General features: G+C 65.5%; 23 protein-coding genes and 2 pseudogenes. 12 read left to right on the top strand and 13 right to left on the bottom strand.

Features of this window, described 5'->3' with window-relative positions; genetic code table 11:
* Positions 1–291: 291 nt before the first annotated feature.
* Positions 292–948: an oxygen-insensitive NAD(P)H nitroreductase gene (nfsB, locus tag ACYQ2U_RS10580; protein ID WP_459950330.1), complete on the bottom strand. Its 657-nt coding sequence runs from the start codon at positions 946–948 to the stop codon at positions 292–294.
* Between the two features lie 39 nt (positions 949–987).
* Positions 988–2100, bottom strand: coding sequence for an HD-GYP domain-containing protein (locus tag ACYQ2U_RS10575; protein ID WP_459950329.1), 1113 nt, complete (start codon positions 2098–2100; stop codon positions 988–990).
* 244 nt (positions 2101–2344) lie between these two features.
* Here ACYQ2U_RS10575 and ACYQ2U_RS10570 point away from each other — a divergent pair, with 244 nt between their 5' ends.
* Positions 2345–4027 carry a chorismate-binding protein gene (locus ACYQ2U_RS10570; protein ID WP_459950328.1) on the top strand — a complete coding sequence of 561 codons (1683 nt, stop codon included), beginning with the start codon at positions 2345–2347 and terminating at the stop codon, positions 4025–4027.
* A gap of 63 nt (positions 4028–4090) precedes the next feature.
* Here the strand turns inward: ACYQ2U_RS10570 and ACYQ2U_RS10565 are convergent, their stop codons facing one another.
* Positions 4091–4990 (bottom strand): LysR family transcriptional regulator, encoded by a 900-nt coding sequence (locus ACYQ2U_RS10565; RefSeq protein WP_459950327.1) that lies wholly within the window; start codon positions 4988–4990, stop codon positions 4091–4093.
* Positions 4991–5078: 88 nt separating this feature from the next.
* Here ACYQ2U_RS10565 and ACYQ2U_RS10560 point away from each other — a divergent pair, with 88 nt between their 5' ends.
* Complete coding sequence (locus ACYQ2U_RS10560; RefSeq protein ID WP_459950326.1) at positions 5079–5888, top strand: NAD(P)H-dependent oxidoreductase; 810 nt, start codon at positions 5079–5081, stop codon at positions 5886–5888.
* A 35-nt stretch (positions 5889–5923) separates the two neighbouring features.
* Here the strand turns inward: ACYQ2U_RS10560 and ACYQ2U_RS10555 are convergent, their stop codons facing one another.
* The 5 genes from ACYQ2U_RS10555 to ACYQ2U_RS10535 all read right to left on the bottom strand — a co-directional run bounded on the left by ACYQ2U_RS10555 (position 5924) and on the right by ACYQ2U_RS10535 (position 9951).
* Complete coding sequence (locus tag ACYQ2U_RS10555; RefSeq protein WP_459950325.1) at positions 5924–6484, bottom strand: dihydrofolate reductase family protein; 561 nt, start codon at positions 6482–6484, stop codon at positions 5924–5926.
* A complete protein-coding gene (locus ACYQ2U_RS10550) occupies positions 6481–6942 on the bottom strand; it encodes an EVE domain-containing protein (protein WP_459950324.1) in 462 nt (153 codons plus the stop codon). Before ACYQ2U_RS10550 ends, ACYQ2U_RS10555 begins: the two co-directional genes overlap by 4 nt.
* Positions 6943–7053: 111 nt before the next feature.
* On the bottom strand, positions 7054–8454 hold the full coding sequence (locus ACYQ2U_RS10545) for an ATP-binding protein (RefSeq protein WP_459950323.1): 1401 nt from the start codon (positions 8452–8454) through the stop codon (positions 7054–7056).
* The gene (locus ACYQ2U_RS10540) at positions 8441–9127 is read right to left on the bottom strand and encodes a response regulator transcription factor (protein WP_459950322.1); all 687 of its coding nucleotides are present in this window, start codon (positions 9125–9127) and stop codon (positions 8441–8443) included. The genes ACYQ2U_RS10545 and ACYQ2U_RS10540 overlap by 14 nt, the downstream gene beginning before the upstream one ends.
* Positions 9124–9951: a MipA/OmpV family protein gene (locus ACYQ2U_RS10535; RefSeq protein ID WP_459950321.1), complete on the bottom strand. Its 828-nt coding sequence runs from the start codon at positions 9949–9951 to the stop codon at positions 9124–9126. The genes ACYQ2U_RS10540 and ACYQ2U_RS10535 overlap by 4 nt, the downstream gene beginning before the upstream one ends.
* 229 nt (positions 9952–10180) lie before the next feature.
* On the opposite strand from ACYQ2U_RS10535, the gene ACYQ2U_RS10530 reads away from it, so the two are divergent.
* The 3 genes from ACYQ2U_RS10530 (at position 10181) to ACYQ2U_RS10520 (ending at position 13836) form a co-directional block, all read left to right on the top strand.
* Positions 10181–10864: a helix-turn-helix transcriptional regulator gene (locus ACYQ2U_RS10530; RefSeq protein WP_459950320.1), complete on the top strand. Its 684-nt coding sequence runs from the start codon at positions 10181–10183 to the stop codon at positions 10862–10864.
* A gap of 84 nt (positions 10865–10948) precedes the next feature.
* Positions 10949–13507, top strand: coding sequence for a magnesium-translocating P-type ATPase (mgtA, locus tag ACYQ2U_RS10525; RefSeq protein ID WP_459950319.1), 2559 nt, complete (start codon positions 10949–10951; stop codon positions 13505–13507).
* Positions 13504–13836 carry a hypothetical protein gene (locus tag ACYQ2U_RS10520; RefSeq protein WP_459950318.1) on the top strand — a complete coding sequence of 111 codons (333 nt, stop codon included), beginning with the start codon at positions 13504–13506 and terminating at the stop codon, positions 13834–13836. Before mgtA ends, ACYQ2U_RS10520 begins: the two co-directional genes overlap by 4 nt.
* A gap of 70 nt (positions 13837–13906) precedes the next feature.
* On the opposite strand, the gene ACYQ2U_RS10515 is transcribed toward ACYQ2U_RS10520, so the two are convergent.
* The gene (locus ACYQ2U_RS10515; protein ID WP_459950317.1) at positions 13907–14533 is read right to left on the bottom strand and encodes a response regulator transcription factor; all 627 of its coding nucleotides are present in this window, start codon (positions 14531–14533) and stop codon (positions 13907–13909) included.
* A 7-nt stretch (positions 14534–14540) separates the two neighbouring features.
* Positions 14541–16496 (bottom strand): ATP-binding protein, encoded by a 1956-nt coding sequence (locus tag ACYQ2U_RS10510; RefSeq protein WP_459950316.1) that lies wholly within the window; start codon positions 16494–16496, stop codon positions 14541–14543.
* Positions 16497–16623: 127 nt separating this feature from the next.
* On the opposite strand from ACYQ2U_RS10510, the gene ACYQ2U_RS10505 reads away from it, so the two are divergent.
* From ACYQ2U_RS10505 to fumC, 7 genes are all read left to right on the top strand, one after another.
* On the top strand, positions 16624–17880 hold the full coding sequence (locus ACYQ2U_RS10505; RefSeq protein WP_459950315.1) for a dicarboxylate/amino acid:cation symporter: 1257 nt from the start codon (positions 16624–16626) through the stop codon (positions 17878–17880).
* A 168-nt stretch (positions 17881–18048) separates the two neighbouring features.
* The gene (locus ACYQ2U_RS10500) at positions 18049–19050 is read left to right on the top strand and encodes a TRAP transporter substrate-binding protein (RefSeq protein WP_459950314.1); all 1002 of its coding nucleotides are present in this window, start codon (positions 18049–18051) and stop codon (positions 19048–19050) included.
* 78 nt (positions 19051–19128) lie between these two features.
* The gene (locus tag ACYQ2U_RS10495) at positions 19129–19833 is read left to right on the top strand and encodes a TRAP transporter small permease (protein ID WP_459950313.1); all 705 of its coding nucleotides are present in this window, start codon (positions 19129–19131) and stop codon (positions 19831–19833) included.
* Positions 19830–21113 (top strand): TRAP transporter large permease, encoded by a 1284-nt coding sequence (locus ACYQ2U_RS10490; protein WP_459950312.1) that lies wholly within the window; start codon positions 19830–19832, stop codon positions 21111–21113. Before ACYQ2U_RS10495 ends, ACYQ2U_RS10490 begins: the two co-directional genes overlap by 4 nt.
* Positions 21114–21247: 134 nt before the next feature.
* Positions 21248–21904, top strand: coding sequence for a dethiobiotin synthase (gene bioD, locus ACYQ2U_RS10485; protein ID WP_459950311.1), 657 nt, complete (start codon positions 21248–21250; stop codon positions 21902–21904).
* Positions 21905–21952: 48 nt separating this feature from the next.
* Complete coding sequence (locus ACYQ2U_RS10480; RefSeq protein ID WP_459950310.1) at positions 21953–22315, top strand: hypothetical protein; 363 nt, start codon at positions 21953–21955, stop codon at positions 22313–22315.
* Between the two features lie 65 nt (positions 22316–22380).
* Positions 22381–23760, top strand: a complete 1380-nt coding sequence (gene fumC, locus ACYQ2U_RS10475) for a class II fumarate hydratase (RefSeq protein WP_459950309.1) — start codon at positions 22381–22383, stop codon at positions 23758–23760.
* Between the two features lie 43 nt (positions 23761–23803).
* Here fumC and ACYQ2U_RS10470 read toward each other — a convergent pair.
* From ACYQ2U_RS10470 to ACYQ2U_RS10460, 3 genes and pseudogenes are all read right to left on the bottom strand, one after another.
* Positions 23804–23899: pseudogene (locus ACYQ2U_RS10470) on the bottom strand (SEC-C metal-binding domain-containing protein); the annotation flags it as partial.
* A gap of 60 nt (positions 23900–23959) precedes the next feature.
* Positions 23960–24541, bottom strand: a pseudogene (locus ACYQ2U_RS10465) (YecA/YgfB family protein); the annotation flags it as partial.
* Between the two features lie 168 nt (positions 24542–24709).
* Positions 24710–25432, bottom strand: a complete 723-nt coding sequence (locus ACYQ2U_RS10460) for a hypothetical protein (protein ID WP_459950308.1) — start codon at positions 25430–25432, stop codon at positions 24710–24712.
* Positions 25433–25580: the final 148 nt, after the last annotated feature.

The following is a 25580-nucleotide window of genomic DNA, read 5'->3' as shown; positions in this document are numbered from 1 at the left end:
TAACCGCCCATGCTGAAGGCCAGACCAATCAGGAGAACCAAGCCGCCCATCTGGTACTGCATGTACCTGCGAATTTTGATCATGGGGCACCTCTGAGATCAGGCTTGCATCATATGCGCGCCAGTCCGAAAGCGTATATCGAAAATTCGCTCACGGACTTGTCTCTGCTCAACCTTCCGCTGTGCGGCTGGGGACAGTTCGCAGGGCTGTGGGCCGAACGTCATCGGCGTGGAGCAAAGGAAAAGCCAGGAGTCATCCTGGCTTTTTCTATGGCTCCCAGCATTCGGGGGCTTACACCTCCGTCAGCACCTGATCCAACGGCAGCCGCGCTTTCGGCAGCTTCGCATTGAAATCCTCGCCGCTGCGGTAACCCAGGGCCACCAGCACGACGCTGCTGAGGCCTTGGCTGCGCAAGTCGAATTCCTCGTTGATGATCTTGGGGTCGAAGCCCTCGATGGGGGTGGCGTCGATTCCCAGGGCGGCGGCGCCCAGGAGCAGGGTGCCCAGGGCCAGGTACACCTGTTTTTCCATCCAGTGCTGGGTGTCCTTGAGGTCGAAGCGGTGCATGTTCACGTAGAAGCTGCGACCCTTGTGCTGCATCTCCTTGGCTTCGGTGGTGGCGAAGCGACCGGCTTTTTCCTCTTCGGCCAGCAGGGCAGCCAGGTGGGCGTCGTCGACGCTGGTGCGGGCACAGAGGGCGACCACGTGGGAGGCGTTGAGGATCTTGGCTTTGTTGGCGCTGTAACTGCCTTGCTCGACGGCCTTGGCCATGCGGGCCTTGCCGGCATCCGTGGCGGCCAGGATGAAGTGCCAGGGCTGGGAGTTGACGGAAGAGGGGGCGAAGCGGAGCAGGGTCTTCAGTTGCTCGACCTGGTCGGCGGGAATTTTCCGCGTCGGGTCATAGGACTTGCAGGTGTGGCGGGTCTGGGCGAGTTGGGCGATGTCCATCGTTTTTCCTTGGGGGTGGGTCTTGGGGAAAAACGGACTTTATCCCATGCGCCGGATGACCTCGTTGAAATGGCCGATCCAGAAGGGGTCGAACTGTTTGTCGCAGGCATTGACTTCGGCCACGGCCCGCAGCAGGGAGCGGCGTTCGCCCCGGTGGCTGTGCTTGAGGGTGACCGCCTCGAAGGCGTCGGCGATGGCCAGGATCTTGGCGCCGGGGCAGATGGCGTCGCCCTTGAGGGCGCGGGGATAGCCGCCGCCGTCGGGCATTTCGTGGTGTTCGAGGACGATGCGCGCGGCCTCGCTCCAGCCGGGCATGCGCGCCAGCAGGCCGGCGCCCAGGGAGGGGTGTTCGGCCAGGGCCTTGCGGTCGGTCTCGCTCAGGCGATCGGCCTTGAGCCAGACGCTTTCGGGCAGGAACATCATGCCCAGGTCGTGCAGGTGCACCGCTGCTTCCAATTGCACCGGGTCTACCGGGTCGCCGGCCATTTTGTTGGTTTCCAGGGCCAGGCGCAGCAGGCGGCCGCCGCGACCCTTGAAGTGGGGAGAACGGGCTTCCAGTTGCAGGGCCAGGTGGCGGAAAAAGTCCAGGTCCGGGACGTGTTCCTTGCGCCCCGGCGCGGCCTTGGCATGGACGGGGGCAGGCTTGACCTGGGCCGAGGCCAGGCCGGGGCGGAAGCCGGTGATGCCCTCGATCAGGGAGGCGGCGGCCGTCTCCACCTGGTCGGCGGGCAGGGAGTTGAGGGCGTTGAAACCGTCCACCAGGGCCGGCAGGTGCAACTGGTCGATGCCGTGGCGGTTGAACACGGTTTCGGTGGCCATTTCCAGCCGGTCAAGGGCCAGCAGGATCAGGTCCGCCAGCAGGTCGCTGAAGGGCACTTCGCCGCTGCGCAGCCGGGACAGCAGGGTTTCCACCGGGTGAGCCAGCAGCACGCCGAAGTTCACCTTGCAGATGGCGGCGTCGCCCTTGATGTTGTGCAGGGCGCGGAACAGATCGGCGACCAGATGCAGGTCATGGGGCTGGCGGCGCAGGCGGGCCACGTCGCCCTCGATGCTGGGCACCTTGTCGTTGAGGGAGTAGTAGAACTCCGCCAGGGTGTCCCAATCGTCGATATGGGGGTGAATCAGGTCGGCGGGATCGTAGGGCTCGAGCATGGACAAGGCTCCGAACGAGGCGGTGGAAGTCTCCATGGTAGTCGAGGTGGGGCGGCGGGTGGGGCCAGGCGGCGCTTTCTCCCCGCGATGGGGGTCGCTCCGGCACAATGGCGCCTGCGCACGGCACCGGCCTTTTCCGTCCAGGCCGCGTCGCTGCCCCGTTCAACCCCCTTGCCTGCCGCCCATTCCCGCCGCCCGCCCCATGTACGCCCGTCTTGAATTCCCTGGAGAGGCTGATGCTCAAATGCTCGCCTTCCAAGCCCCGCGCCAGGTGCTGGTGGCCTGGCGGCCCGATCAGGTCCGGGGCGTGATCGCGGCCGCCGAGGCGGCGGCCCGGCAGGGACAGTGGGCGCTGGGCCTGGTGGCCTACGAGGCGGCGCCGGCCTTCGACCCGGCCCTGACGGTGCGGCCCGCCCTGGCGGATTTTCCCCTGGCCTGGTTCGCCCTGTTCGACGCTCCCCAGGCGGGGCCAAGCCCCGTGCCGGCGGATTTCGCCTGCACGCCCTGGCGGGCTGAAATCGACGCCGCCCGCTTCGAGGCCGACATCGCCGCGATCCACGAGGACATCCGGTGCGGGCGCCTGTACCAAAGCAATCACACCACCCGTTGGCGCGCCCAGGGCCAGGGCGCGCCCGAGGCCCTATTTGCCGCCCTGCGCCGGGCCCAGCCGGGGGGCTATGGGCTGTACCTGGACGGAGGCGACTGGCAGGTGCTGTCGGTCTCGCCGGAACTGTTTTTCGATTGGGACGGTGCCGGGCGCCTCGCCACCCGGCCCATGAAGGGTACCGCCCCGCGCCACGCCGACCCGACGCAGGACGCAGCGGCGGCTTCCGCCCTGGCGGCGTCGGCCAAGGAGCGGGCGGAAAACCTGATGATCGTGGACCTGCTGCGCAACGACCTGTCCCGGGTCGCCGTCACCGGCAGCGTGGCGGTGCCGCGCCTGTTCACCGTCGAGCCCCTGCCCAGTGTGTGGCAAATGACCTCCAGCGTCGAATGCCGCACCCGACCGGACATCGGCCTGGTCGACCTGTTCGCCGCCCTGTTTCCCTGCGGTTCCGTCACCGGCGCGCCCAAGGTCACCGCCATGCAATCCATCGCCGAGCGGGAAACTTCCCCGCGCGGCCCCTATTGCGGCGCCCTGGGGGTGATCCGCCCCGGCGGCCATGCCACCTTCAGCGTCGGCATCCGCACCGTGCTGTGGCGCGGCGAGGCGGTGGAATGCGGCATCGGCAGCGGTATCACCCTCGACGCCACGGCGGCGGGGGAGGGCGCCGAATGGCAAGCCAAGGGCCGCTTCCTCTGGCGCGCCAGCGCCGGCTTCCGCCTGTTGGAAACCCTGCGCCTGGAGTCTGGCTGCTATCCCTTGCTGCATCGCCATCTGGCCCGCATGGCGGCCAGTGCCGCCCACTTCGGTTTCGCCTGGTCCGAGCCCGCGCTGCGGGATGCCCTGGCGGACCTGGCCGCGGCCCATGCCCAGGGCACGTGGCGGGTGCGCCTGCTGCTGGACCGCGATGGCGCCATCACCGGCGAGGCCTATGCCCTGGAACCGACGCCGGACCACTACGCCGTGGCCTGGGCCGCCGCGCCGGTGGATGGCGGCGATCTTTTCCTGCGCCACAAGACCACGCACCGCCCCATGTACGAGCGCCATGCGCCGCCGCCGGACAGCGGCTGTTTCGACACCCTGCTTTACAACGAGCGGGGCGAGGTGACCGAGTTCACCAAGGGCAATCTCGTTGCGGAAGTGGACGGCCAGCGCCTGACCCCGGCCCTGTCCTGCGGCCTGTTGCCCGGCACGCTGCGGGCGGAACTGCTGGCCCGGGGCGAGGTACGCGAAGCCGTGTTGCATCGCGCCGACGTGGAACGGGCCTCGGCCCTGTGGTTCGTGAACGGCTTGCGCGGCATGGTGCCGGTGCGCTTGAGATAAGCCGAGGCTCTTCGCTTTTCCGCTGAACGGGAGGCTCGAGGCGCACGGCGCCTTCAGTGCCCCTTAGTTTTTCACCGCCGCCGCGATGAAGTCGCGCAGCCACTGGTGGGCCGGGTCGCGGTGGGCTCGCTCGTGCCAGAGCATGGACATTTCGTAGCCGGGCACCTCCAAAGGCGGCTTGACGGTTTGCAGGTCGTTGCCATCGCCCACCAGGCGTGACGGCAGCATCGCCACCAGGTCCGTATTCACCAGCACCGAACGCAGGAACAGGAAGTGGGGCACCGACAGGGCCACTCGCCGAGTCATGCCCAACGCCGCCAGGGCCTGGTCGGTCACGCCACTGAAGCCGCCGCCGTCCGGCGAGACGACCACGTGGTCGAGCTGGCAGAACTGGGCCAGGCTCAGCCGTCGCTTGAGCTTGGGATGGCCGGCCCGCCCCGCCAGCACATAGCGTTCGGCGAACAGAGTCTTGCGCCGCAGGCCCTCGGGCGAGCCAGCACGGGTGTGGAAGGCGAGGTCGATCTCGCCCTGTTCCGCCTGCTTGGCGATCCGGGTCGGGTTCATTTCCAGCACGGCGAGGCGGGTGCCGGGCGCCGCCGTGCGCAGGCCGTTCAGGGCGGGTAGGACGATGGTGGATTCGCCATAGTCCGTGGCCGCCAGGCGCCAGGTGTGGTTGGCCAGTTGCGGGTCGAAGGGTGCCGCCGGCAGGACGGCTTTTTCCAGGGACGCCAGGGCCAGGCGCAAGGGCTCGCGCAGGGCCTCGGCCCGGGCCGTGGGCCGCATGCCCCGTGGGCCGGGCAGCAACAAGGGATCGCCGAAAATCTCGCGCAGCTTGGCCAGGTGCACGCTCACCGAGGGCTGGGCCAGGTTCAGACGCTCCGCCGCCCGGGTGACGTTGTGCTCTTCGAGCAGCACGTCCAGGGTCAGCAGCAGGTTGAGGTCGAGTTTTCTGAAATTGCTCATGGCAATACCTATTATCACGGTAATTCATTTTCAATATACCTGGGGCCGGCTTATCGTGGGGGTCGTCTTGTTCAAGGAGCACACCAACATGAAAGTCCTACTCGTCTATGCCCATCCGGAATCCCTTTCCCTCAACGGATCCCTCCGGGACTTCACCGTCCGTCATCTGGAAGCTGCGGGCCACGCCGTCCAGGTGTCCGACCTTTACGCCATGAACTGGAAGGCCCCATTGGATCCGGCCGACCGCACCGATTTCGCCGAACGGGCGGCGGGCCGGCCCTTTCATCCCTCCCTCGACTCCAAGGAGGCCTACGTCCAGGGCACGCAAAGCGCCGATATCGCCGCCGAACAGGACAAGATGCGCTGGGCCGACGCGGTGATCTTCCAGTTCCCGCTCTGGTGGTTCTCCATGCCGGCCATCATGAAGGGTTGGGTGGACCGGGTTTACGCCTACGGTTTCGCCTACGGCGTCGGCGAACATTCGGACCAGCGCTGGGGCCAGCGCTACGGCGAAGGCGCCATGGCCGGCAAGCGGGCCATGGTGGTGGTAACCACCGGCGGCTGGGATTCCCATTACGGCCCGCGCGGGATCAATGGTCCCATGGACGACATCCTCTTTCCCATCCACCACGGCATCCTCTATTACCCGGGCTTTTCGGTGCTGCCGCCCTTCGTCGTCCATCGCACCAGCCGCATGGACGAGGCCCGCCATGCAGAAACCTGTGCGGCCCTGGGGCGACGGCTGGATGATTTGTGGACGACCGAGCCGATTCCCTTCCGTCCACAGAACACGGGCCAATACGAGATTCCGGCGCTGACCCTGAAAGCCGATATTGCTCCCGGGCGCAGTGGCTTCGCGGCCCACGTGGATGATGGGGCCGCGCCTGGCGATCGCTGAGGAAGCGTGGGGCGGCCTGCGCTTCCCGGCGACCGTCAGTCCCCGCGCCGGTAGTGGTTCTGCACCAGTCCGTTGGCGTAGCACTGGCTGGCTTGGTGCTTGAACAGGCCCCGAGGGGCATGGCCATCGGGGCCGAACAGGGGGATGCCGCTGCCCAGGGCCAGGGGCACGGTGGTCAGGATGATCTCGTCGATCAGGCCGTCGCGCAGGAAATGGCCGGCGGTTTCGCCGCCGCCCATCAGCCAGCACCGTCGTCGTCCTTCTCCGGCCAGGGCATCCAGCAGCGCGGCGGGAACGGTATCGCAAAAGGCCGCGTTGGTCGGCAGGTCGTGCCGGTCCTGGGGCGGCCACGAGGTCATGACGTGGCAGGCGATGTGTGCGTAGGGCCAATCCTTGCCGCACATGGCGCGGCAGTGGCGGTAGGTGCGGTGGCCCATGATCAGGCAGTCCGTGCGGCGTAGTAGGTCCTGGTAGCCGTAGTCCTCGCTGGTGTTTTCATAGGCTCGCAGCCAGTCTAGGCCGCCGTCGGTGGTGGCGATGAAGCCGTCGAGGCTGGCGGCGACGTAATAGGTGACGTGGGGGCGGGGTTGGTTCATGGCAGTTCGGGGTGGCCGAGGGACTGGGCGATGCGGGCGAAATCCTCCACGCCGATGGCCAGGTGGCCGAAGCGGAAGGCGTAGCCCCAATGGCGTTTGTCGCGGATGAAATCCAGGTCTTCAATCAGCGGGCGGATGGGGGCGGGCGCGACCGGCAGAAAGTCCACGTCGCGGCGGAAGGGTACGAAGTCCTCACTCATGGCGAAGGGGTACGCCGTCGCGCCGACAATGCGGCCCAGGGCAGTGAAGGCCTGGCAGGGTTGGGGCCGGCCCATGACTTCCTGGGGCGAGTAATACACCAGCCAGTCTCCCGGCGCCATGCGGCGCAGGGGCTGGGCCTTGCCGTGGCAGAGCTGGCAGAAGCCTCCCGCCACGCCCCGGCGGACGTGTTCGTGGCTGGCGATGCCGATCCAGTAGCAGGGCAGCGAAGCGGTGGAGGAAGAGAAGGTTGCGAGCATTGGATAAGTTGCTTCTGTCGGATCGAATGGGTGGTGAGCGGGTAGGCAGGGTGCGCTACCCGTCCCGGGCGGCACCGCCATGACCCAGCCGGTAAGCGGTCGATCGACTCATCAGATGCGTCCCATATGCGGCACGGCCGTTGGCTCGGTATCGCCGGAATCGCCACGTTCCAGGCGGAAACGCAGTCCGGGGTCGGCGCGCTCGGCCGTGAGTCGCCAGCCGTGCGCCAGAGCGATTTCCTGGCAAATGGCCAGGCCCAGCCCAGCGCCGTGATCGCGTCGGTGCGATGCGCGCCAGAAACGATCGAACAGCCGTGGCAGTTGCGTGGCATCGACCCCGGGTCCCATGTCGCGGACGAGGACTGCGTCATGCCGGATTTCGACGCTGACCTCCGTCTCGGCGGGGGCGTGCTGAATCGCGTTTTCCAACAGGTTCTTCAGCAGAGTGAACAACGCCCCGCGATCCGCTTTCCATTTCACTTCGCCGGTAGCGGAAATCGTCAGGTGAACATGGGCCGCCTCGGCCATGCGCTGCAAGTAGGCGGCGACTTCGTGGGCGACGTCGAGCATACGGACGAGGGTGAGGCTGTAGTTGTGCACCTCGCTGGCTTCGGCCAAGAGTAGAAGCTGCTGCACCTGGCGTGTCATGTACTCCACGTCGCCCAGTAGCGAGTCGCGGTCGGCCTTGCCGCCGCCGTCCCGCAATTCGATCTGGGCGCGGATCAAGGCGAGCGGCGTCTTCAACTCGTGCGCCGCGTTGCCGAGAAACTCCTGTTGCACGCGATAACCTCGTTCCAGACGCTCCAGGACGTGATTGAAGCTGTCGACCAGAGGAGCGATCTCCGAAGGAACCGCTTCAGTCTTCAAGCGGGCGTGAATCGAACGTGAAGAAATGGCGGCGGCGGATTTCGAAATCTCTCGCAACGGCTTGAATGCGTACCTCAGCGTGACATAGCCGCACACGCCGAAGACAAAGAGCAGGACCAGACTGAACACGATGATTCCTGTCCGCGTAGCCGGTAGCACAAATGCATCGAATGAGAGTTCCATGAACCTCGCGCTGACCACGAACTGTAAAAACCAGACGCGTCCTTTGTGCTCGACAGGTTCGGTGGCGCCAAGCATCACAATCCCCTCGCGCTCGAACTCGAAGCTCCCGCGCTCAAGTCGGCTAACAGCAGCGTTCTTTGGCCAAAACGCCTCTCCGGCACCGGAGGACAAGACAGCGTTTCCGGACGCATCCAGCACGCGGTACGCGGTTTCCTGTTTCATGTTTTCGAATATCCATTCGAAGTCGACCACGTCCGGGCTGAATCCGACGGGTACGCCTTCGCTGTCGAACTGGAGGTCTCCGGCCATATCCTTCGCGGTGTCGTCCACGTCCGCCCTGGACACGATGTTACCTTGCGAATTCATGATCGCACTGGCAGCCAGCACGATCAAAAGAATGCTCAACGCCGCGCTGACGACGTAGGCGAATAGTACTTTCACGCCAAGGCTATTCAGCCTCATCGTCTTCCCGGAGCGCATAGCCCACACCTCTGACGTTGACGATCCGCTGGCGCGAACCGATGGCGAGCAGCTTGCGGCGAATACGGTGCAGGGCCACATCCAGCGCGTTCGGCGTGACCGCCTCGCTCAGCCCCCATGCCGCCGCCTCCAGCGCGCTGCGGCGCACGACTTCGCCTTGCCGGTGCGCCAGGAGCAGCATGATCTGCATTTCGGTCGGAGCGAGAGCCACGCTCTCTTCGCTGCAGCAAAGCGTTCCCGCGCCGGGGTGCAGGCTCAAGTCGCCCACCTGTGGATCGAGGGTGCGATGCTCGACCGGGCGCCGCAACAGCGCCTTAACCCGGGCCACCATCTCGTCCATGGCAAAAGGCTTGGGCAGGTAGTCATCGGCGCCGGCATCGAGGCCCTCCACCCGGTCGTGCAGCGCGTCGCGCGCGGTCAGGACCAGACATGGGACACCGAGTCCGGCGCTGCGCATGCGATGCAACAGCGCGAGCCCGTCTCCGTCGGGCAGGCTCCGGTCGAGGACCAGCGCCTGATAGGGCACTTGCGCAAGGGCCGCCCAAGCCGTGTCGATGCGACCGACGACATCGACGGCGACACCGTTCGCCAAGAGCCCCTTGCAGATCAGCTTGGCCAAACGTTCATGGTCCTCAAGCAGAAGTATGCGATTCATCGGAACCTATAGACGTAGCCAAGAAATACGCTGTTTTCGGTGGAACGGTCCACCAGCGGACTGTCCTTGATCTTTGAGGCAAGGCTGGTCACCGCGACATCCAGATAGACGGAGTGGTGTTGGTCAAACATATAGCTACTGCGCAGCCCTATCTCGGCGTTCACACCGGCATCGCCGCGGTAGGCGGCGCGGCCCGTCCGTACTTCGTTATCGCGCACACCAAAGTAGTAGTCGACATACTTGCGATCCTGCCACTTTGCCACGAGACGCGGCGTGAGCATCACATGTTCGCCGATGCGCCAGGTTCGATCGAGCCCCAGACTGAACAGTTGGCCCTTGCTGTTGCCCGACGCATCGCCGGTCCACTCTGCCGTGACATTTACCAGACTGTTCTCCCACTTCGCCTTGGCACCGGCCCAGAAGCTGCCCTTGCGTTCGCTCATGCCAGCCAGCATCGGTGAGTCATCGGCTTCGTAGCCGGCGGAAAGATCGAACCGGCCAACGAGGCCGAAATCGAGCCTTTGCGTATCGCTGATGCGAATGCCCGGCAATTTCACCTCCACCCCCGGCCCGAAGACCCGAACATACTTGTTCTCGAACTGGATGATCGGAATCGCCTTGTTGTCGCGATCAATCCCAGTATATGGCTTCTGCTTGCTTGCCGCGCCGATCCCCAGCCCCCAGGACGAGGAGGGTTCTGTTTTCGGGGACTCCACGGCCGAGGCCGGAAATGAATGGATCAACACTGCCGCGAGGACGGATGCTTTGGCCGACTGAGCGATGCAGGCTCGAAGGGAGGGCGCGGATTCTTGGAGCGCTTTCATGAAGGGGTTCCTTATGGGGTATTGAAAGAGACTCCATGCTCCAGTACCCCGTATTACGCACGACTTACCCGACGCATGTCCCTGGCACGGGGGCGGTGAAATACAATAGTGCCATTGTCGGCAAAGGCTCCTGACAACCTTGTGTCAGGAGCCTAGTATTGGTGCAGAATAGCCTAGTGTTATCCTGACATCTTTATGTCAGGAGCGCCGTGCCGGCGCGGTGTTGTCCATGCGTCGAGCCGACCGATTGTTTCGCATCGTGCTGTTGCTGGGCCGGGGCCGGGTGGTCCGGGCGCGGGAACTGGCCGAGCACCTGGAAGTGTCGGAACGCACCGTCTATCGTGACGTGGCGGACCTGATGGCCTCCGGTGTGCCCATCGATGGCGAGGCCGGGGTGGGCTACCTGCTGCGCAGCGGCTACCAGCTGCCGCCCCTGATGTTCGACGAGGAGGAAATCCAGTCCCTGGTGCTGGGCATCCGCATGGTGCAAAGCTGGACCGACGCCGCCCTGGGCCGTTCGGCGGAACGGGCCCTGGCCAAGATCGAGGCGGTGCTGCCCGGCGCTTTGCGCCGCGCCACGGCCCAGGTCGGTTTCGTCGTGCCCGATTTCCACGTGGCCGAGGCTATGGTGGCGCCGCTGCGTCTGTTGCGCCAGGGCGTGGTGGAAAGCCGCAAGCTGCGCTTCCGCTATCGGCGCGAGGACGGCACGGCCAGCGAGCGCACGGTGCTGCCGCTGTCCCTGTTCTTTTGGGGCAATGCCTGGACCCTGGCCGGCTGGTGCGAGCTGCGGGGCGACTTCCGCAATTTCCGCCCCGACCGCATGGATGATCTGGTCCTGCTGGCGGAGAACTTCGCCGCCGACCATCCCCAGCTGTTGCGGGCATTCTTCGCCCAGGCAACGGGGGAGGCCTGATCGCCAGGCGCCTTCCGTCGCGGGCGATAGGCCACTCCCCTGACCCGGTACACTAGGCGCTTTCCTTGCCGGGCATCGTCCATCATGTCGATTGAAACGCCCTCTGCCGCCTGGTGGCTGGCGCCCCCTCCCGCCGTCGAGCCCAGTCTGGCCAGCGGCCTCGACGAGGGGCAGGCCCGCACGCGCCTGGCTGAGTTCGGCCCCAACCTGCTGCGCGGCAAAAGCAAGGTCTCCCTGTTGCGGCAATACCTGAGCCGGTTCAAGAATCCCCTGGTGTTGATCCTGCTGGTGGCGAGCGCCGTGTCGGCCTTCACCGGCGAGGAAGCCAATTTCCTCATCATCAGCTGCATCGTCCTGCTCAGCGTGACCCTGGATTTCGTCCAGGAGCACCGGGCCAACGCGGCGGCGGAAAAGCTGCGCCTGTCGGTGTCGTTGCGGACGCGGGTGCTGCGGGATGGCCGCGAGACGGAGATCGCCGTGGCCGAGGTGGTGCCCGGCGACGTAGTGCTGCTGTCCGCCGGCGATTTGGTGCCGGCCGACGGCTGGGTGATCGAGGCGCGGGACTTTTTCGTCAAGCAGGCGCTGCTGACGGGGGAGTCCTATCCGGTGGAAAAACACCCCGGCCCCCTCGCATCCCCCGCTGCCGACATGCAGGAGGCCACCAATGCCCTGTACATGGGCACCTCGGTGATCAGCGGCAGCGCCCGCCTGCGGGTGGTCAAAACCGGCGCGGCGACGGCCATCGGCGACATTGCCGAGAGCATTTCCCGCTCCGCCGAGCCCACGTCGTTCGAGGTGGGCACCCGCCGCTTCGGCATGCTGATCATGCGCCTCACGGTGTTGATGGTGCTGTTCGTGTTGCTGGTGAACATCTTTTTCCACAAGCCCTGGCTGGAATCCTTCCTCTTCGCCGTGGCCCTGGCGGTTGGGCTGACCCCCGAGTTGCTGCCCATGGTGGTGTCGGTGACCCTGGCTCGCGGCGCGCTGCGCATGGCCGACCAGCAGATGATCGTCAAGCGCATGTCCGCCATCCAGGACCTGGGCTCCATGGACGTGTTGTGCACCGACAAGACCGGCACCCTGACCGAAGCCAGGATCCGCCTCGAACGCCATGTGGATGCCGCCGGCCAGGTCAGCGACCGGGTGTTGCAACTGGCCTACTTCAACAGCTTTTTCGAGACTGGCTTGAAGAGTCCCCTCGACGAAGCCATCCTCGCCCACGGCCAGATCGAGGTGGGTGCCTGGCGCAAGATCGACGAGGTGCCCTTCGACTTCGAGCGGCGGCGGGTGTCGGTGCTGATCGACAACGGCACATCCCGCTGGCTGGTGGTGAAGGGGGCGCCGGATGAAATCGTGGGCCTGTGCACCCATTACGAAGCCGCCGGCATGGAAGGGCAAGGTCTACTGGATGACCCTGCTCTGGCCCAGGTGAAGGGCCACTACCACGCTCTGGAGGAGGACGGTTTCCGCGTCCTGGGCATCGCCTGGCGCGAGGTTCCCCTGGACCATCCTCACGCCGTGGTGAGCGATGAAATCGAACTGGTGCTGGCGGGCTTTGCCGGTTTCCTCGATCCGCCCAAGGCCAGCGCCGCCACGGCCCTGGCGGCCTTGAAGCAGGCGGGCGTGGACATCAAGGTGGTGACCGGCGACAGCGACCGGGTGACCCGCCACGTCTGCGCCGAGCTGGGCATTGCCGTCCAGGGGCAACTCAGCGGCAGCGAGATCGCCGCCATGGACGATGCCGCCCTGCGGGTGCGGGTGGAGACGGTGAACCTGTTCTGCCGCGTCAATCCGGCCCAGAAGGAACGGGTGATCCGCGCCCTCAAGGCGCGCGGCCACGTGGTGGGCTACCTGGGGGACGGCATCAACGATGCGCCCTCCCTGCACGGCGCGGACGTGGGCCTGTCGGTGGATTCAGCGGTGGACGTGGCCAAGGAAGCGGCGGACATGATCCTGCTGCAACAGGACCTGGCGGTGATCCACGCCGCCGTGCTGGAGGGGCGGCGCACCTTCGGCAACATCATGAAGTACATCATGATGGGCACCAGTTCCAATTTCGGCAATATGTTCAGCATGGCCGGCGCCGCGCTGTTCCTGCCATTTTTGCCCATGCTGCCGACCCAGATCCTGCTTAACAACATCCTCTACGACGTGTCGGAAATCCCGATTCCCCTGGACGAAGTGGACCGGGAGGACATGCTCGGCCCCCGGGTGCTGGACATGGGCTTCGTCAGGAACTTCATGGTGGTCATCGGACCCATCAGTTCCCTGTTCGACTTCCTCACCTTCTACGTCATGCTGACCGTGCTCCAGGCCGACGAAAAACTGTTCCAGACCGGCTGGTTCGTCGAGTCCCTGTGCACCCAGGTGCTGGTGATCTTCATCATCCGCACCCGGGGCAACCCCCTGGCCAGCCGGCCTCATCCCCTGTTGATGGCGGCTTCCCTCGGCGTGGTGGTCAGCGCCATCCTGCTGCCGTTCACCCCCCTTGGCGCCTACTTCGGGTTCGTCCCGCCGCCGGCCCGGTTCTACGTCATCCTCGGCGTCATGGTGATGGCCTATCTGTTCCTGGTGGAACTGGCCAAACGCGGCTTCTACCGCTGGGCCGTGGCACGTACTGGCCGGCAGGGGAGGGCAGCATGAACCGCGAAGAGCGCCGGCCCCTGGTCAAGCGCCGCCGCTTGCGCCTGGCGGCAGCTGATGCCGCCACCCTGGCCGAGGCTTGTCACCGCATCGGCGAGGTGCCGGGGGTGTTGTCGGTGGCGGCGGCGGGGGACGGGCTGTGGGTGAGCTACGACCTGCTGCGCACGGACCTGGTCCGCATCGAGGCCGCCGCCGGCGTGGCCTGGCGGGCGGGGTTGCATGGCCTGCGTCGCGGCTTGTGGAAGTTCACCGAACAGAATGAGCGGGACAACGCCCTGCGGGCCGGTGACCGGCCCTGTTGCAGCCGGCCGCCGCCGCGGCGGCGCTAGGCATTAGGGGCTAGGAGCTGGAGACTAGGGGGCATTGGATTCCCGCTCACGCGGGAATGACGGTGCGGGGTTAACCGGCGTCGCCCTGGCCGGCCAGTAGCTGGGCCAACTCCACGGCGGACTTGACCCCCATCTTCTCGAACACCCGCGCCCGATGGACCTCCACGGTGCGCATGGCGATGTTGAGTTCGCTGGCGATGACCTTGTTCAGCTTGCCCGCCAGCACCGCGTCCATCACTTCCCGCTCGCGCTGGGTGAGGGTGGCGAGGCGTTCGTTGGCGCCGGCTTGCAGGCTGATGCGCTGGTTCACCTCGGCGTCCAGGGCCAAGGCCTCCATCACCCGATCGGCAAGCTGGTTGTCGTTGCTGGGTTTTTCGATGAAGTCGAAGGCGCCTTTCTTCAGGGACTGTACCGCCTGAGGAATGTCGCCGTGACCGGTCAGGTAGATCACCGGCATGCGGCAGCCCATGCTGCGCAGGTGGTCGAACAGTTCCAGGCCGCTCATGTCCTCCATGCGGATGTCCAGCACCAGGCAGCCGCGCATCTGCGGGTGGTAGTCGGCGAGGAAGGATTCGGCGGAAGGCCAGGCGTCGGAGGGAATGCCGCGGGACTTGAACAGCCAGGTGAGGGCGTCGCGGATGGCCTCGTCATCGTCCACGATGTGGGCGGTGCCGGGCAGGGGTGTGGTGCTGGTCATGGCGGAATTATGGCGGATCGAAGGGCAGCAGAATGTGGAAGCGGCTGCCGCCGGTGGGGTTGGCATCGTGCCAGAGGCGGCCCTTGTGGGCCTCGACCACGGTACGACAGATTTTCAGGCCCATGCCCATGCCTTCGGGCTTGGTGGTGTGGAAGGGTTCGAACAGGCGCGGCGCCACCGCCGGCGCGATGCCGGGGCCGCTGTCGCTGACGGTGATGTGCAGGTGGTCGTCTTCCCGACCGGCCTCAATGACCACGCTGCCGCCGTGGCCGCTGGCGGCGTCCACGCCGTTGCGGACGATGTTGAGCAGGGCCTGGGCCAGCAGCACCCGGTCGCCGGTGAGGCGAGGCAGGTCGGCGGCGAGGTGGGTGTCGATGCGGACGTCCTTGCGCCGGGCGTCGGCGTCCACGAAGCCGGTGACCTCGCCGATCAACTGCACCGGATCAAAGGGTTCCGACTTGGGTTCGGAACGGCGCACGAATTCGTAAATGCGGCGGATGATGCGGCCCGCCCGCTGGGCCTGCTCGGCGCTCTTGCCCAGGGCCTGCTCGATGTCCTTGAGGTTGATCCGCTCCGGGTGGTCCTCGTTGGCTTCCAACAGGTTGAGGCAGCCGGTGTTGTAGCTGGCGATGGCGGCCAGGGGCTGGTTCAGCTCGTGGGCCAGGCTGGAGGCCATTTCCCCCATGGTCACCAGGCGCACCGTGGTTTGCAGGCGCTCCTGTTGTTGGCGGGCCCGTTCCTCCGCCTGCTTCTGGTCGCTGATGTCCACCACCGAACTCATCCAGCCGGTCTGCACGCCCCGGGTGTCGATCAGGGGCGTGGTGTGCACCAGGGCGGGGAAGGTCTCGCCGTTGCGGCGGCGGTAAAGGATCTCGTAGCCGGCGCGGGGGCCTTCGCCGGCGAGGATGCGGTCGCTCATGGCCTGGGCGTTTTCCTTTTCCGCCTCGGCCCAGTAGGGCATGGGCGGCAGGTGGCCCAGCAGTTCCTCCCGGTTCCACCCCACCATGCGGCAGAAGGCCGGATTCACGTAGGTGATGCGGCCTTCCAGGTCCCGCGCCCGCAGGCCGGTGTCGAGGGAGTCTTCCATGGCCAGACGGAAGGCATGCTCCTCGCGCAGGGCCTGCTCGGCCTGCAAGCGGCCCTGGACGTGGCGGCGCAGGGCCCAGAAGCTCCACAGCACGGTGCCGGCCAGCAGCACCAGGGTGATGGAGAGCAGGGGCGCCGCCAGGGGCAAGACCTGGCGGTAGGGCGCCGCCTGGAGGAAAAGGCCCTGGCCCGGCGGGTCCAGATTGATCTGGTAGCTGCGCTCGTCGTCGGTGCGGTCGCTGATGCTGCGCCGGGCCAGCATGCGGCCCGGCGTGTCGGTGATGTCTACCTGGTAGCGTTCCACCAGCCACCAGGGCACGGCTTCTTCCAGCATGCGCTGGATTTCATAGCTGCCGATGACGATGCCGGCGTAGCGGTCGTTGCGGAACAGGGGCACGTAAACGTCGATGCGCCAGCCCTCCTGGTCCGGGTTGTAGACGCTGCTGTAGACCGGCTTGCCTCGGGTGCGGGCCAGTTGCAGCAGGTGTTCTTCCCGGGGCAGCGTATCGGTGCTGGGCAGGGCGTGGCGGGCATGGCCGCTGGCATCGAGCCAGATGATCTGGCGCAGGCCGGTCTGGTTGGCGAGCAGGGCCCGGGCATGGCTGGTGAAGGACTTGGCGTCCGCCGCCTGTTCCGGGCCGATTTCCCCCAGCAGTTCCTCGTTGCGGGACAACTGGAACTGGAACACCTGCTCCAGCCAGAGCATGTCGCCGATCAGGGTGGTGCGCTGCTCCTCGTTGCCGGAACGGTTCGAAAGCCAGAGCAGGGCACCCACGGCGGCGATGAAAAGGAAAAAGGCCAGTCGGGGCAGCCACCACAACCAGCGGATGTGGTGGCTTTCCGGCGAAAGGGCGCGCTTGTCGTTCATGGCCGGCATGGTAACGCCTGACAAGGCCCTGTTGATTGGGGAAAACCACAATGTCTGTCGCCGAGGGATAGCACTAAAGTGCTGCGCATCGAAAACCGGCCCGGGCCTGGTCCGCGCCGAGACCAAGGAGACGACAGTGAAACGGATTACCAGTCACATGTATTTCTGGGTGTTGCTGGCCATCGTGGCCGGTGGCACCCTGGGCCATTTCGACGCCAAGGCGGCGGTGAGTCTGAAACCCCTGGGCGACGGCTTCATCTCCCTGGTGAAGATGCTGATCAGTCCCATCATCTTCTGTACCGTGGTGCTGGGCATTTGCGGCGCCGGCGACATGAAGAAGGTGGGCCGGGTCGGCGGCAAGGCCCTGCTCTACTTCGAAGTGGTGTCCTCCATCGCCCTGGTGATCGGCCTGGTGGTGATGAACGTGCTGCGCCCCGGCGACGGCTTCAACGTCGATCCCGCCACCCTGGACGCCAAGGCGGTGAGCAATTACGCCAAACTGGCCTCCGAACAAAGCACGGTGGACTTCCTGTTGCACATCATCCCCAAGACCTTCATCGACGCCTTCACCGGCGGCGGCGACCTGTTGCAGGTGCTGCTGCTGGCCATCCTGTTCGGCTACTCGATGATGCACATGGGCAAGGCCGGGCAGATGGTGCACCACTTCATCGAGGAGCTGTCCCACATCCTGTTCGGCATGATGAACGTGATCATGAAGCTGGCCCCCCTCGGCGCCGGCGGCGCCATGGCCTTCACCATCGGCAAGTACGGCATCGCCTCCCTCAAGCCCCTGGCCGCGCTGATGGGCAGCTTCTACCTGACCTGCGTGCTGTTCGTCGCCGTCGTGCTGGGCATCATCGCCCGTCTGACGGGGTTCTCCATCTTCCGCTTCATCGCCTACATCAAGGACGAACTGCTGACCGTGCTCGGCACCTCCTCCTCCGAGTCGGCCCTAGTGCCCCTCATGGCCAAGCTGGAAAAGCTGGGCTGTTCCAAGTCCGTGGTCGGCCTGGTGGTGCCCTCGGGCTACTCCTTCAACCTGGACGGCACCAACATCTACCTGACCATGGCCGCCCTGTTCGTGGCCCAGGCCCTCAACATCGAGCTGACCCTGGTCCAGGAACTGACCATCCTCGGCGTCGCCATGCTGACCTCCAAGGGCGCCTCCGGCGTCACCGGCGCCGGCTTCATCACCCTGGCCGCCACCCTGGCCGTGGTGCCCGACGTGCCCGTGGCCGGCCTGGCCCTGATCCTGGGCATCGACCGCTTCATGTCCGAGGCCCGCGCCCTGACTAACTTCATCGGCAACGGCGTGGCCACCGTGGTGGTGTCCAAGTGGGAAAAGGAACTGGACGTGACCCGCTTGCGGCGGGAGTTGAGCGGCAAGGCCTGAAGCCAGTTTTGTTGTGCACCGCAAAAGCCCGGACTCCGTTCCGGGCTTTTTTTTCGCCCTCGGCGTCCCGTTGCGGAAAACCACAATATTGCTTTATGCAGAAATTTTCCAGAATGCAAAAAGATCGCGCGAGAATGCGATCTGCTCGCCAAACAAAAGGAGACATCCATGAAGTTCCGCACCGCATTGCTGGGCATCGCCCTGGCTTCCCTCAGCCTGGGCGCCGTTGCCGACCAACCCATCATCATCAAGTTCAGCCACGTGGTGGCCGCCGACACGCCCAAGGGCAAGGCTGCCGAACAGTTCAAGAAGCTGGCCGAAGAAAAGACCAAGGGCCGAGTGAAGGTTGAGGTCTATCCCAACAGCCAGTTGTACAAGGACAAGGAAGAAATGGAAGCCCTGCAACTGGGCTCCGTGCAGATGCTGGCTCCCTCCCTGGCCAAGTTCGGTCCCCTGGGCGTGAAGGAATTCGAAGTCTTCGATCTGCCCTACATCTTCAACGGCTACTCCGCCCTGCACAAGGTCACTGAAGGCCCCATCGGCCAAGGCCTGCTGAAGAAGCTGGAACCCAAGGGCATCATCGGCCTGGCTTACTGGGACAACGGCTTCAAGCAAATGAGCGCCAACAAGCTGCTCAAGACCCCCGCCGACTTCCGCGGCCTGAAGATGCGCATCCAGTCCTCCAAGGTGCTGGATTCCGAAATGCGCGCCCTGGGCGCCACGCCCCAGGTGATGGCCTTCTCCGAGGTTTACCAAGCCCTGCAAACCGGCGTGGTGGACGGCACCGAGAACCCCGTCTCCAACTTCTACACCCAGAAGATGCACGAAGTGCAGAAGTACATGACCCTGTCCGACCACGGCTACCTGGGTTACGCGGTGATCGTGAACAAGAAGTTCTGGGAAGGTCTGCCCGCCGACATCCGCAGCCAGCTTGAAGCGGCCATGAAGGAGTCCACCCGCTACGCCAACGCCATCGCCTCCACCGAGAACCTGGATGCCCTGGACAAGGTGAAGAAGTCCGGCAAGACCCAAGTGGTGGCCCTGACCGACGCCGAGAAGGCCACCTGGGCCAAGGCCCTGGTCAAGGTGCACAAGGAGCAGGAAAGCCGTATCGGCAAGGATCTGATCCAATCCATCTACAAAGAAACCGGCTTCGACCCCAACAAGTAAAAACACGAAGCGCTGTTCCTGCGAACGGCCCCCCGGGGCCGTTCGTGCTGATCTGATCTACCTGGGAGGCAAAGCCTCATGCTGAAAATTCTCGACCGACTCGAGGAAACCATCATCGCGTCCCTGATGGCGATGGCGACCTCGCTGATTTTCGTGGCGGTGGTGCACCGCTACATGTCCGGCCTGCCCTGGCCAGCCCTGCAAGACTTCCTGTTGGAAATCAACCTGTCCTGGGCCCAGGAGCTGTGCATCATCATGTTCGTCTGGATGGCCAAGTTCGGCGCCGCCTACGGCGTGCGCACCGGCATCCACGTTGGGGTGGACGTGTTGATCAACCGTCTCAACACCCCCTGGCGCAACAAATTCGTGCTGTTCGGCCTGCTGGCCGGCGCCACCTTCACCGGCATCGTCGCCACCCTGGGCGGCACCTTCGTCTGGGAAAACGGCGCCCACTACCAGATCTTCAACTGGCTGGGCATCGAGACCCCCGACCTGTTCGAGGGCCCCATCACGCCCGACCTGGAGTGGCCCACCTGGATCGTCTATAGCGCAATTCCCCTGGGTTCTTCCCTGATGTGCTTCCGTTTCCTGCAAGTGGCCTGGAACTTCCTCCACACCGGCGAACTGCCCCACCACGACCACGGTCACGTGGACGGCCTGGAAGAAGAGACCAAGACCCTCTCCGTGGGCGAAGCCATCGTCCGCGCCGAGCAGATGGAACACGCCGACGCCGGCCGTGGTGAAGTGAAGCTGCAAGACGACACCAAGGGAGGCCGTCAATGAATACCCTCATCATCTTCGGGCTGCTGATCGCCCTCATGCTCACCGGCATGCCCATTTCCATCTCCCTGGGCCTGACGGTGCTGACCTTCCTGTTCACCATGACCCAGGTGCCCATCGAGTCCGTGGCCCTGAAGCTGTTCACCGGCATCGAGAAGTTCGAGATCATGGCGATTCCGTTCTTCATCCTGGCCGGCAACTTCCTCACCCACGGCGGCGTGGCGCGGCGGATGATCACCTTCGCCACGGCCATGGTGGGTCACTGGTACGGCGGCCTCGGTCTGGCCGGCGTGCTGGCCTGCGCCCTGTTCGCGGCGATTTCCGGCTCCAGCCCGGCGACGGTGGTGGCCATCGGCTCCATCCTGCTGCCGGCCATGATCAAGGCGGGTTTCCCCAACCGCTTCGGTGCCGGCGTGATCACCACCTCCGGCGCACTGGGCATCCTGGTGCCGCCCTCCATCGTCATGGTGATGTACGCGGTCGCCACCAACAGTTCCGTCGGCGCCCTGTTCATGGCCGGCGTGGTGCCGGGCCTGGTGCTGGCCGGCATCCTCGGCGGCGTCACCTGGTACCGGGCGAAGAAGTTCGACTACCCGCGCCAACCCAAGGCCACCTGGGGCGAACGCCTCAAGGCCCTGCGCGAGTCCTTCTGGGGCCTGTTCCTGATCGTGGTGGTGATGGGCGGCATCTACAGCGGCATGTTCACCCCCACCGAGGCGGCGGCCATGGCGGCGGTGTACGCCTTTATCGTGGCCATCTTCGTGTACAAGGACATGCCCTTGTCCAAAGTGCCCAAGGTGCTGCTGGACTCGGCCAACATGTCGGCGATGTTGCTCTACATCATCACCAACGCCGTGCTGTTCTCCTTCATCATGGCCAACGAGAACATCCCGCAACTGCTGGCCCAGTGGCTGCTGGACATGGGCCTCGGTCCCATCACCTTCCTGCTGGCGGTGAACGTGCTGCTGCTGCTGGCCGGCAACGTCATGGAGCCTTCCTCCATCGTGCTGATCATGGCTCCCATCCTCTTCCCCGTGGCCATGAAGCTGGGCATCGATCCCATCCACTTCGGCATCCTGATCACGGTGAACATGGAAGTGGGCATGTGCCATCCGCCCGTGGGTCTCAACCTCTACGTGGCCTCCGGCATCACCAAGATGGGCATCACCGACCTGACCGTGGCGGTCTGGCCGTGGCTGCTGTCCATGATCGTGTTCCTGCTGCTGGTCACCTACTGGCCGCCCTTGTCCCTGGCCCTGCCCAAGGCCCTGGGCATGATGTAGCGCATTTCCCGCATCGGGCCACCGAGGGCCGCCGGAGCTTGTCTCCGCCGGCCCTCGGCTTTTATGGCGAGGGGAAACGATGGTGTCAGGAGGGCGCTGATAAACTGCCAGCCCGACCATCCTCGACCGCCACAATGAGCGCCTACTTCATTACCGGCACCGACACCGAAATCGGCAAGACCTTCACCACCTGTGCCCTGCTGCACTGCTTTGCCCGCGAGGGGCGCAGCGCCCTGGGCATGAAGCCGGTGGCCGCCGGCCTCGACGGCGCGGGCCACAACGAGGACGTGGAGCAATTGATCGCCGCCTCCAGCGTCAAGGTCGACCGCGCCCTGGTCAATCCCTACGCCTTCAAGAGTCCCATCGCCCCCCATCTGGCGGCGGGGGAGGAGGGCCGGCTGATCCGTTTCGCCCCCATCCACGACGCCCTGGGCCAGTTACGCCGACAGGCCGACGTGGTGCTGGTGGAAGGCGTCGGCGGCTTCCGCGTTCCCCTCGGTCCCGAGGGGGACAGCGCCGACCTGGCGGAAACTCTGGGCCTGCCGGTGATCCTGGTAGTGGGCCTGCGCCTGGGCTGCATCAACCACGCCCTGCTCACCGCCGAGGCCATCGCCGCCCGGGGGCTGACCCTGGCCGGCTGGGTTGCCAACGGCGTCGATCCCCTGATGCAGTCCGTCGCCGAGAACATCGGCACCCTGGAGGAATGCCTGAGCGCGCCGCGCCTGGGCACCATTCCCTATCAGGCGCCGCCCCAGGCCGCCCAGGCCGCCGAATACCTGTGCCTGCCTTGAGACTGGCGCTCTCCTTCGCTTTCTTTTTCCCTTGTCCCTGACGACTTCATGACCGCGATCCACAACTTCATCGAATGGCTGTTCGGCCTCGGCTGGTGGCTGGCCCTGGCCACCTACGTTTTTTATTTCGCCTTCCTGGCCGTCATGGCCCTGCGCAACCGCTGGTCCAATCTCTACACCGTGACCAAGGTCATTGTCATTCCGGGCGTGCTGGTGGCGGTGCTGTTCGACATCCTGTTCAACTGGACCGTGGCCACCGTGCTGTTCCTCGACCTGCCGCGGGAAGCCACCTTCAGCCAGCGCCTGGGCCGCTACATTCCCCGCAGCGACTGGCGCGGTTCCCTGGCCCGCTGGATTTGCAGCCGCCTGCTGGACCCCTTCGAGATCGGCGGCCACTGTAGCGGCAGCTAGTTCCGACTGGCGTCCGGCGCCGGGCCGGATTAGGATGCGCCTGACGCCCTAGCCGAGGAGACGCCATGAGCCAGACCAGAACCGAGCGGGACACCATGGGCCCCGTGGAGGTGCCCGCCGATGCCCTGTGGGGCGCCCAGACCCAGCGCTCCCTGGCGCATTTCCGCATTTCCAGCGAACGCATGCCCGCCGAGTTGCTGCATGCCTTGGCCGAGGTCAAGCGCGCCTGTGCCATCGCCAATCGGGATCTGGGGCTGCTGCCGATGGACAAGGCCGCCGCCATCGTCGCGGCGGCGGACGAAGTGCTGGCCGGCCAGCACGACGACGCCTTTCCCCTCTCGGTGTGGCAGACCGGTTCCGGCACCCAGACCAACATGAACATGAACGAGGTGCTGGCCAACCGCGCCTCGGAACTCCTTGGCGGCGGCCGGGGCGAGGGGCGGCTGGTCCACCCCAACGACGACGTGAACCGGGGCCAGTCCTCCAACGACATTTTCCCCACCGCCATGCACGTGGCGGCGGCCCTCGGCGTGCAGCAACTGCTGGCCAGCGTGGACGCCCTGCGCTTCGGCCTGGACGAAAAGACGGCGGCCTTCGCCGACCTGGTCAAGATCGGCCGCACCCATTTGCAGGACGCCACGCCCCTCACCCTGGGCCAGGAGTTTTCCGGCTACAACGCCCAACTGGCCATGGCCCAGTGGGCCGTGCAGGCCAGCCAGACCGGCCTGCTGGAGCTGGCGGTGGGCGGCACCGCCGTCGGCACCGGGCTCAACACCCATCCCGATTTTGGCGACCGGGTGGCGGCGGAACTGTTCCGCCGCAACGGTCTGCCCTTCATGTCCGCCGCCAACAAGTTCGCCGCCCTGGCCGGCCACGAGGCCCTGGTGTTCACCCACGGCGCCCTCAAGACCCTGGCGGCGGCCTTGATGAAAATCGCCAACGACGTCCGCTGGCTGGGCTCGGGCCCCCGCAGCGGCCTGGGCGAGCTGCGCCTGCCGGAAAACGAGCCGGGCAGTTCCATCATGCCGGGCAAGGTGAACCCCACCCAGTGCGAGGCCCTGACCATGGTGTGCTGCCAGGTGTTCGGCAACGACGTGGCGGTGAACATGGGCGGCGCCTCGGGCAACTTCGAGTTGAACGTGTTCAAGCCCCTGATCATCCACAACGTGCTGCAAAGCCTGCGCCTGCTGCGGGACGCCATGGATAGCTTCGACCGCCACTGCCTGCGCGGCATCGAAGCCAACACCGAGCGCATGGGCGAGCTGCTGTCCCGTTCGCTGATGCTGGTGACCGCCCTCAATCCCCACATCGGCTACGACAAGGCGGCCGCCATCGCCAAGAAGGCCCACGCCGAAGGCAGCACCCTGAAGGAGGCCGCCCTGGCCCTGGGTTACGTCACGGCGGAAGAGTTCGACGACTGGGTGCGGCCCGACACCATGATCTAGGGTGGCGTTGGCCATCCCATCGGCGCGGCGCGCCGGCGGGTACTTAGTGCAGGTTGGCGGCCACGCCGCAGCACTTCTTGAACTTCTTGCCGCTGCCGCAGGGACACGGGTCGTTGCGGCCCACCTTGGGGCCTTCCCGTTGCAAGGTGGTGGCGACGATGCGCTCGTGCACGGCTTCCCGGTAGGGCAGCCAAAAACGGTAAAGGGCCGCCACGCTGGCCGGAATCTTTTGCGCCAGGGCTTCCCGCTGGGCCGGCGTGTTGGTCTGCTTGCGCTGGTCCGCATTCAGGTCGCCGGCCCCCAGCAGGTAGATCGGGTGCAGCGCCGCCATGGCCGACTCGTGCTCGAACAGGGGCTGCCACTCGCGCCGTGCCAGGCCCAGGCCGGTGAGAAAGCCGTAGCACCACATTTCGCCGTCGAGGAATTCCTTTTCCTTGTCCTGGTAGGCCACCTGGTCGAGGATGGGCGAGAAGGCGTCCGCGTCGGCGTGCAGCCGGTCGATGATGCCGTTCAGGTGGCGCTGGATCAGCCCCATCACCCGTTCCGCCTGCTCGGCGGACGCAAAGCGGGGCGCCTCTCCTTCCTTCGGTCCCCAGACACGGGGCAGCCACTGCTGGGCGGGCAGGGTGATGGGGCCGATGGCGATGGCCGCCAGATAGCCGTCCAGGGTGTCCAGCATCATCACCTCGTCGCCGGTGGCGTCGGAACTGAGGAAACGGTCGAGTTCCGCCAGCTCCTCCTCGGTGAGCAGGGTGGCGATGGGCGTGGGGGAGGCAGTCATGGCATGGGGCGGCGAGAGAAGCGAAGCCCCGCATTATCGCAAGGGTGGCGGGGCTTGGGGGAAGGGGTGTGAGGGCGGATCGGCGCTTGTGCGCGTAACAACAGCGCCGGGCGCGGCGCGAACGGACGTTGCCTTAAGTCATTCGCCCCGGGGCCAGCGCCGGGGAACTCATGCCTGGGAAAGCGGCTTGCCGTCGTGGGTGATGCTCAGGGTGCCGTTCGCGGTGAAATTGAGGGCGATGGTGTCAGCGTAGCGGTTGTTGGAGAACAGATAGCTGTATTTCGCCGTTACGGCGGCGATCTCCGCTTGGGACGAGGCCGCTTGGTATTCTTGCAGGTAGGGCAGGGACTTGTTCATCTCCACCAGGTTCGACGACAGGGCGTTGGTGGTGCGCAGCGCCCGCTCCATCACCGGATTGTTTTCCAATGCCTTCTTGAACTCTGCCGCGTAGGGATAATCCGCCGGCAACTGGACTTCCCCCATCATGTCGTAGGTGATTTTTGTGGGTGCGGTGGGTATGCCGTTATCGGACAAAAAGCTGCGCATGTGCTCATTGACGTAGCCGGACAGGGCGTCGATGTTTTTCTGGCTCGGCATCAGCAAGGGCAGGGTGTCCAAGTCCAGCGGCTGACCCTGGTTGGGCGTGAAGTAGGCTTCGATATCCAGCATCTGGGCGCCGTGGTTGGTGTCGTATTCCGCCTTGGTGCCGCTGCTGGCGGACGTCGTGGATTTTGCCTGGGCGGCCTCGGCGGCAAATCGGTCCCGCGCCGCCTGGGAAATCGTGACCGTGTCGGCAGTATTTGCCGGCGACGTGGCGGCGCCTTGCCGGGGCGTAATGGCCCGTGCGATCGTGGTGGCGGAGAACAGGGCGGAAATCGGCTGAATCATCATGGCAGTCCCATTGGGCGATAGCCGTCTGGTGCAATGAGCGTGCCTAAAACCTGGGACGATGGCGCGCGAAGGCCGGCCTCGGTCCCTGGAGCCCTCTGGTAGTTTGCCGAGAAAACCTTCCAGGCCTGCTGAAGTCCCGGCAGCGCCG

Source organism: Denitratisoma sp. agr-D3 (genome assembly GCF_054658675.1).
This window is presented reverse-complemented; position numbering and strand designations above follow the sequence as displayed.

What these genes read in the sequence shown, in the direction of transcription:
- nfsB (WP_459950330.1), bottom strand. Translation starts at nt 948, where the DNA reads ATGGACATCGCCCAACTCGCCCAGACCCGCCACACCTGCAAGTCCTAT.
- ACYQ2U_RS10575 (WP_459950329.1), bottom strand. Translation starts at nt 2,100, where the DNA reads ATGCTCGAGCCCTACGATCCCGCCGACCTGATTCACCCCCATATCGAC.
- ACYQ2U_RS10570 (WP_459950328.1), top strand. Translation starts at nt 2,345, where the DNA reads ATGCTCGCCTTCCAAGCCCCGCGCCAGGTGCTGGTGGCCTGGCGGCCC.
- ACYQ2U_RS10565 (WP_459950327.1), bottom strand. Translation starts at nt 4,990, where the DNA reads ATGAGCAATTTCAGAAAACTCGACCTCAACCTGCTGCTGACCCTGGAC.
- ACYQ2U_RS10560 (WP_459950326.1), top strand. Translation starts at nt 5,079, where the DNA reads ATGAAAGTCCTACTCGTCTATGCCCATCCGGAATCCCTTTCCCTCAAC.
- ACYQ2U_RS10555 (WP_459950325.1), bottom strand. Translation starts at nt 6,484, where the DNA reads ATGAACCAACCCCGCCCCCACGTCACCTATTACGTCGCCGCCAGCCTC.
- ACYQ2U_RS10550 (WP_459950324.1), bottom strand. Translation starts at nt 6,942, where the DNA reads ATGCTCGCAACCTTCTCTTCCTCCACCGCTTCGCTGCCCTGCTACTGG.
- ACYQ2U_RS10545 (WP_459950323.1), bottom strand. Translation starts at nt 8,454, where the DNA reads ATGAGGCTGAATAGCCTTGGCGTGAAAGTACTATTCGCCTACGTCGTC.
- ACYQ2U_RS10540 (WP_459950322.1), bottom strand. Translation starts at nt 9,127, where the DNA reads ATGAATCGCATACTTCTGCTTGAGGACCATGAACGTTTGGCCAAGCTG.
- ACYQ2U_RS10535 (WP_459950321.1), bottom strand. Translation starts at nt 9,951, where the DNA reads ATGAAAGCGCTCCAAGAATCCGCGCCCTCCCTTCGAGCCTGCATCGCT.
- ACYQ2U_RS10530 (WP_459950320.1), top strand. Translation starts at nt 10,181, where the DNA reads ATGCGTCGAGCCGACCGATTGTTTCGCATCGTGCTGTTGCTGGGCCGG.
- mgtA (WP_459950319.1), top strand. Translation starts at nt 10,949, where the DNA reads ATGTCGATTGAAACGCCCTCTGCCGCCTGGTGGCTGGCGCCCCCTCCC.
- ACYQ2U_RS10520 (WP_459950318.1), top strand. Translation starts at nt 13,504, where the DNA reads ATGAACCGCGAAGAGCGCCGGCCCCTGGTCAAGCGCCGCCGCTTGCGC.
- ACYQ2U_RS10515 (WP_459950317.1), bottom strand. Translation starts at nt 14,533, where the DNA reads ATGACCAGCACCACACCCCTGCCCGGCACCGCCCACATCGTGGACGAT.
- ACYQ2U_RS10510 (WP_459950316.1), bottom strand. Translation starts at nt 16,496, where the DNA reads ATGCCGGCCATGAACGACAAGCGCGCCCTTTCGCCGGAAAGCCACCAC.
- ACYQ2U_RS10500 (WP_459950314.1), top strand. Translation starts at nt 18,049, where the DNA reads ATGAAGTTCCGCACCGCATTGCTGGGCATCGCCCTGGCTTCCCTCAGC.
- ACYQ2U_RS10495 (WP_459950313.1), top strand. Translation starts at nt 19,129, where the DNA reads ATGCTGAAAATTCTCGACCGACTCGAGGAAACCATCATCGCGTCCCTG.
- ACYQ2U_RS10490 (WP_459950312.1), top strand. Translation starts at nt 19,830, where the DNA reads ATGAATACCCTCATCATCTTCGGGCTGCTGATCGCCCTCATGCTCACC.
- bioD (WP_459950311.1), top strand. Translation starts at nt 21,248, where the DNA reads ATGAGCGCCTACTTCATTACCGGCACCGACACCGAAATCGGCAAGACC.
- ACYQ2U_RS10480 (WP_459950310.1), top strand. Translation starts at nt 21,953, where the DNA reads ATGACCGCGATCCACAACTTCATCGAATGGCTGTTCGGCCTCGGCTGG.
- fumC (WP_459950309.1), top strand. Translation starts at nt 22,381, where the DNA reads ATGAGCCAGACCAGAACCGAGCGGGACACCATGGGCCCCGTGGAGGTG.
- ACYQ2U_RS10460 (WP_459950308.1), bottom strand. Translation starts at nt 25,432, where the DNA reads ATGATGATTCAGCCGATTTCCGCCCTGTTCTCCGCCACCACGATCGCA.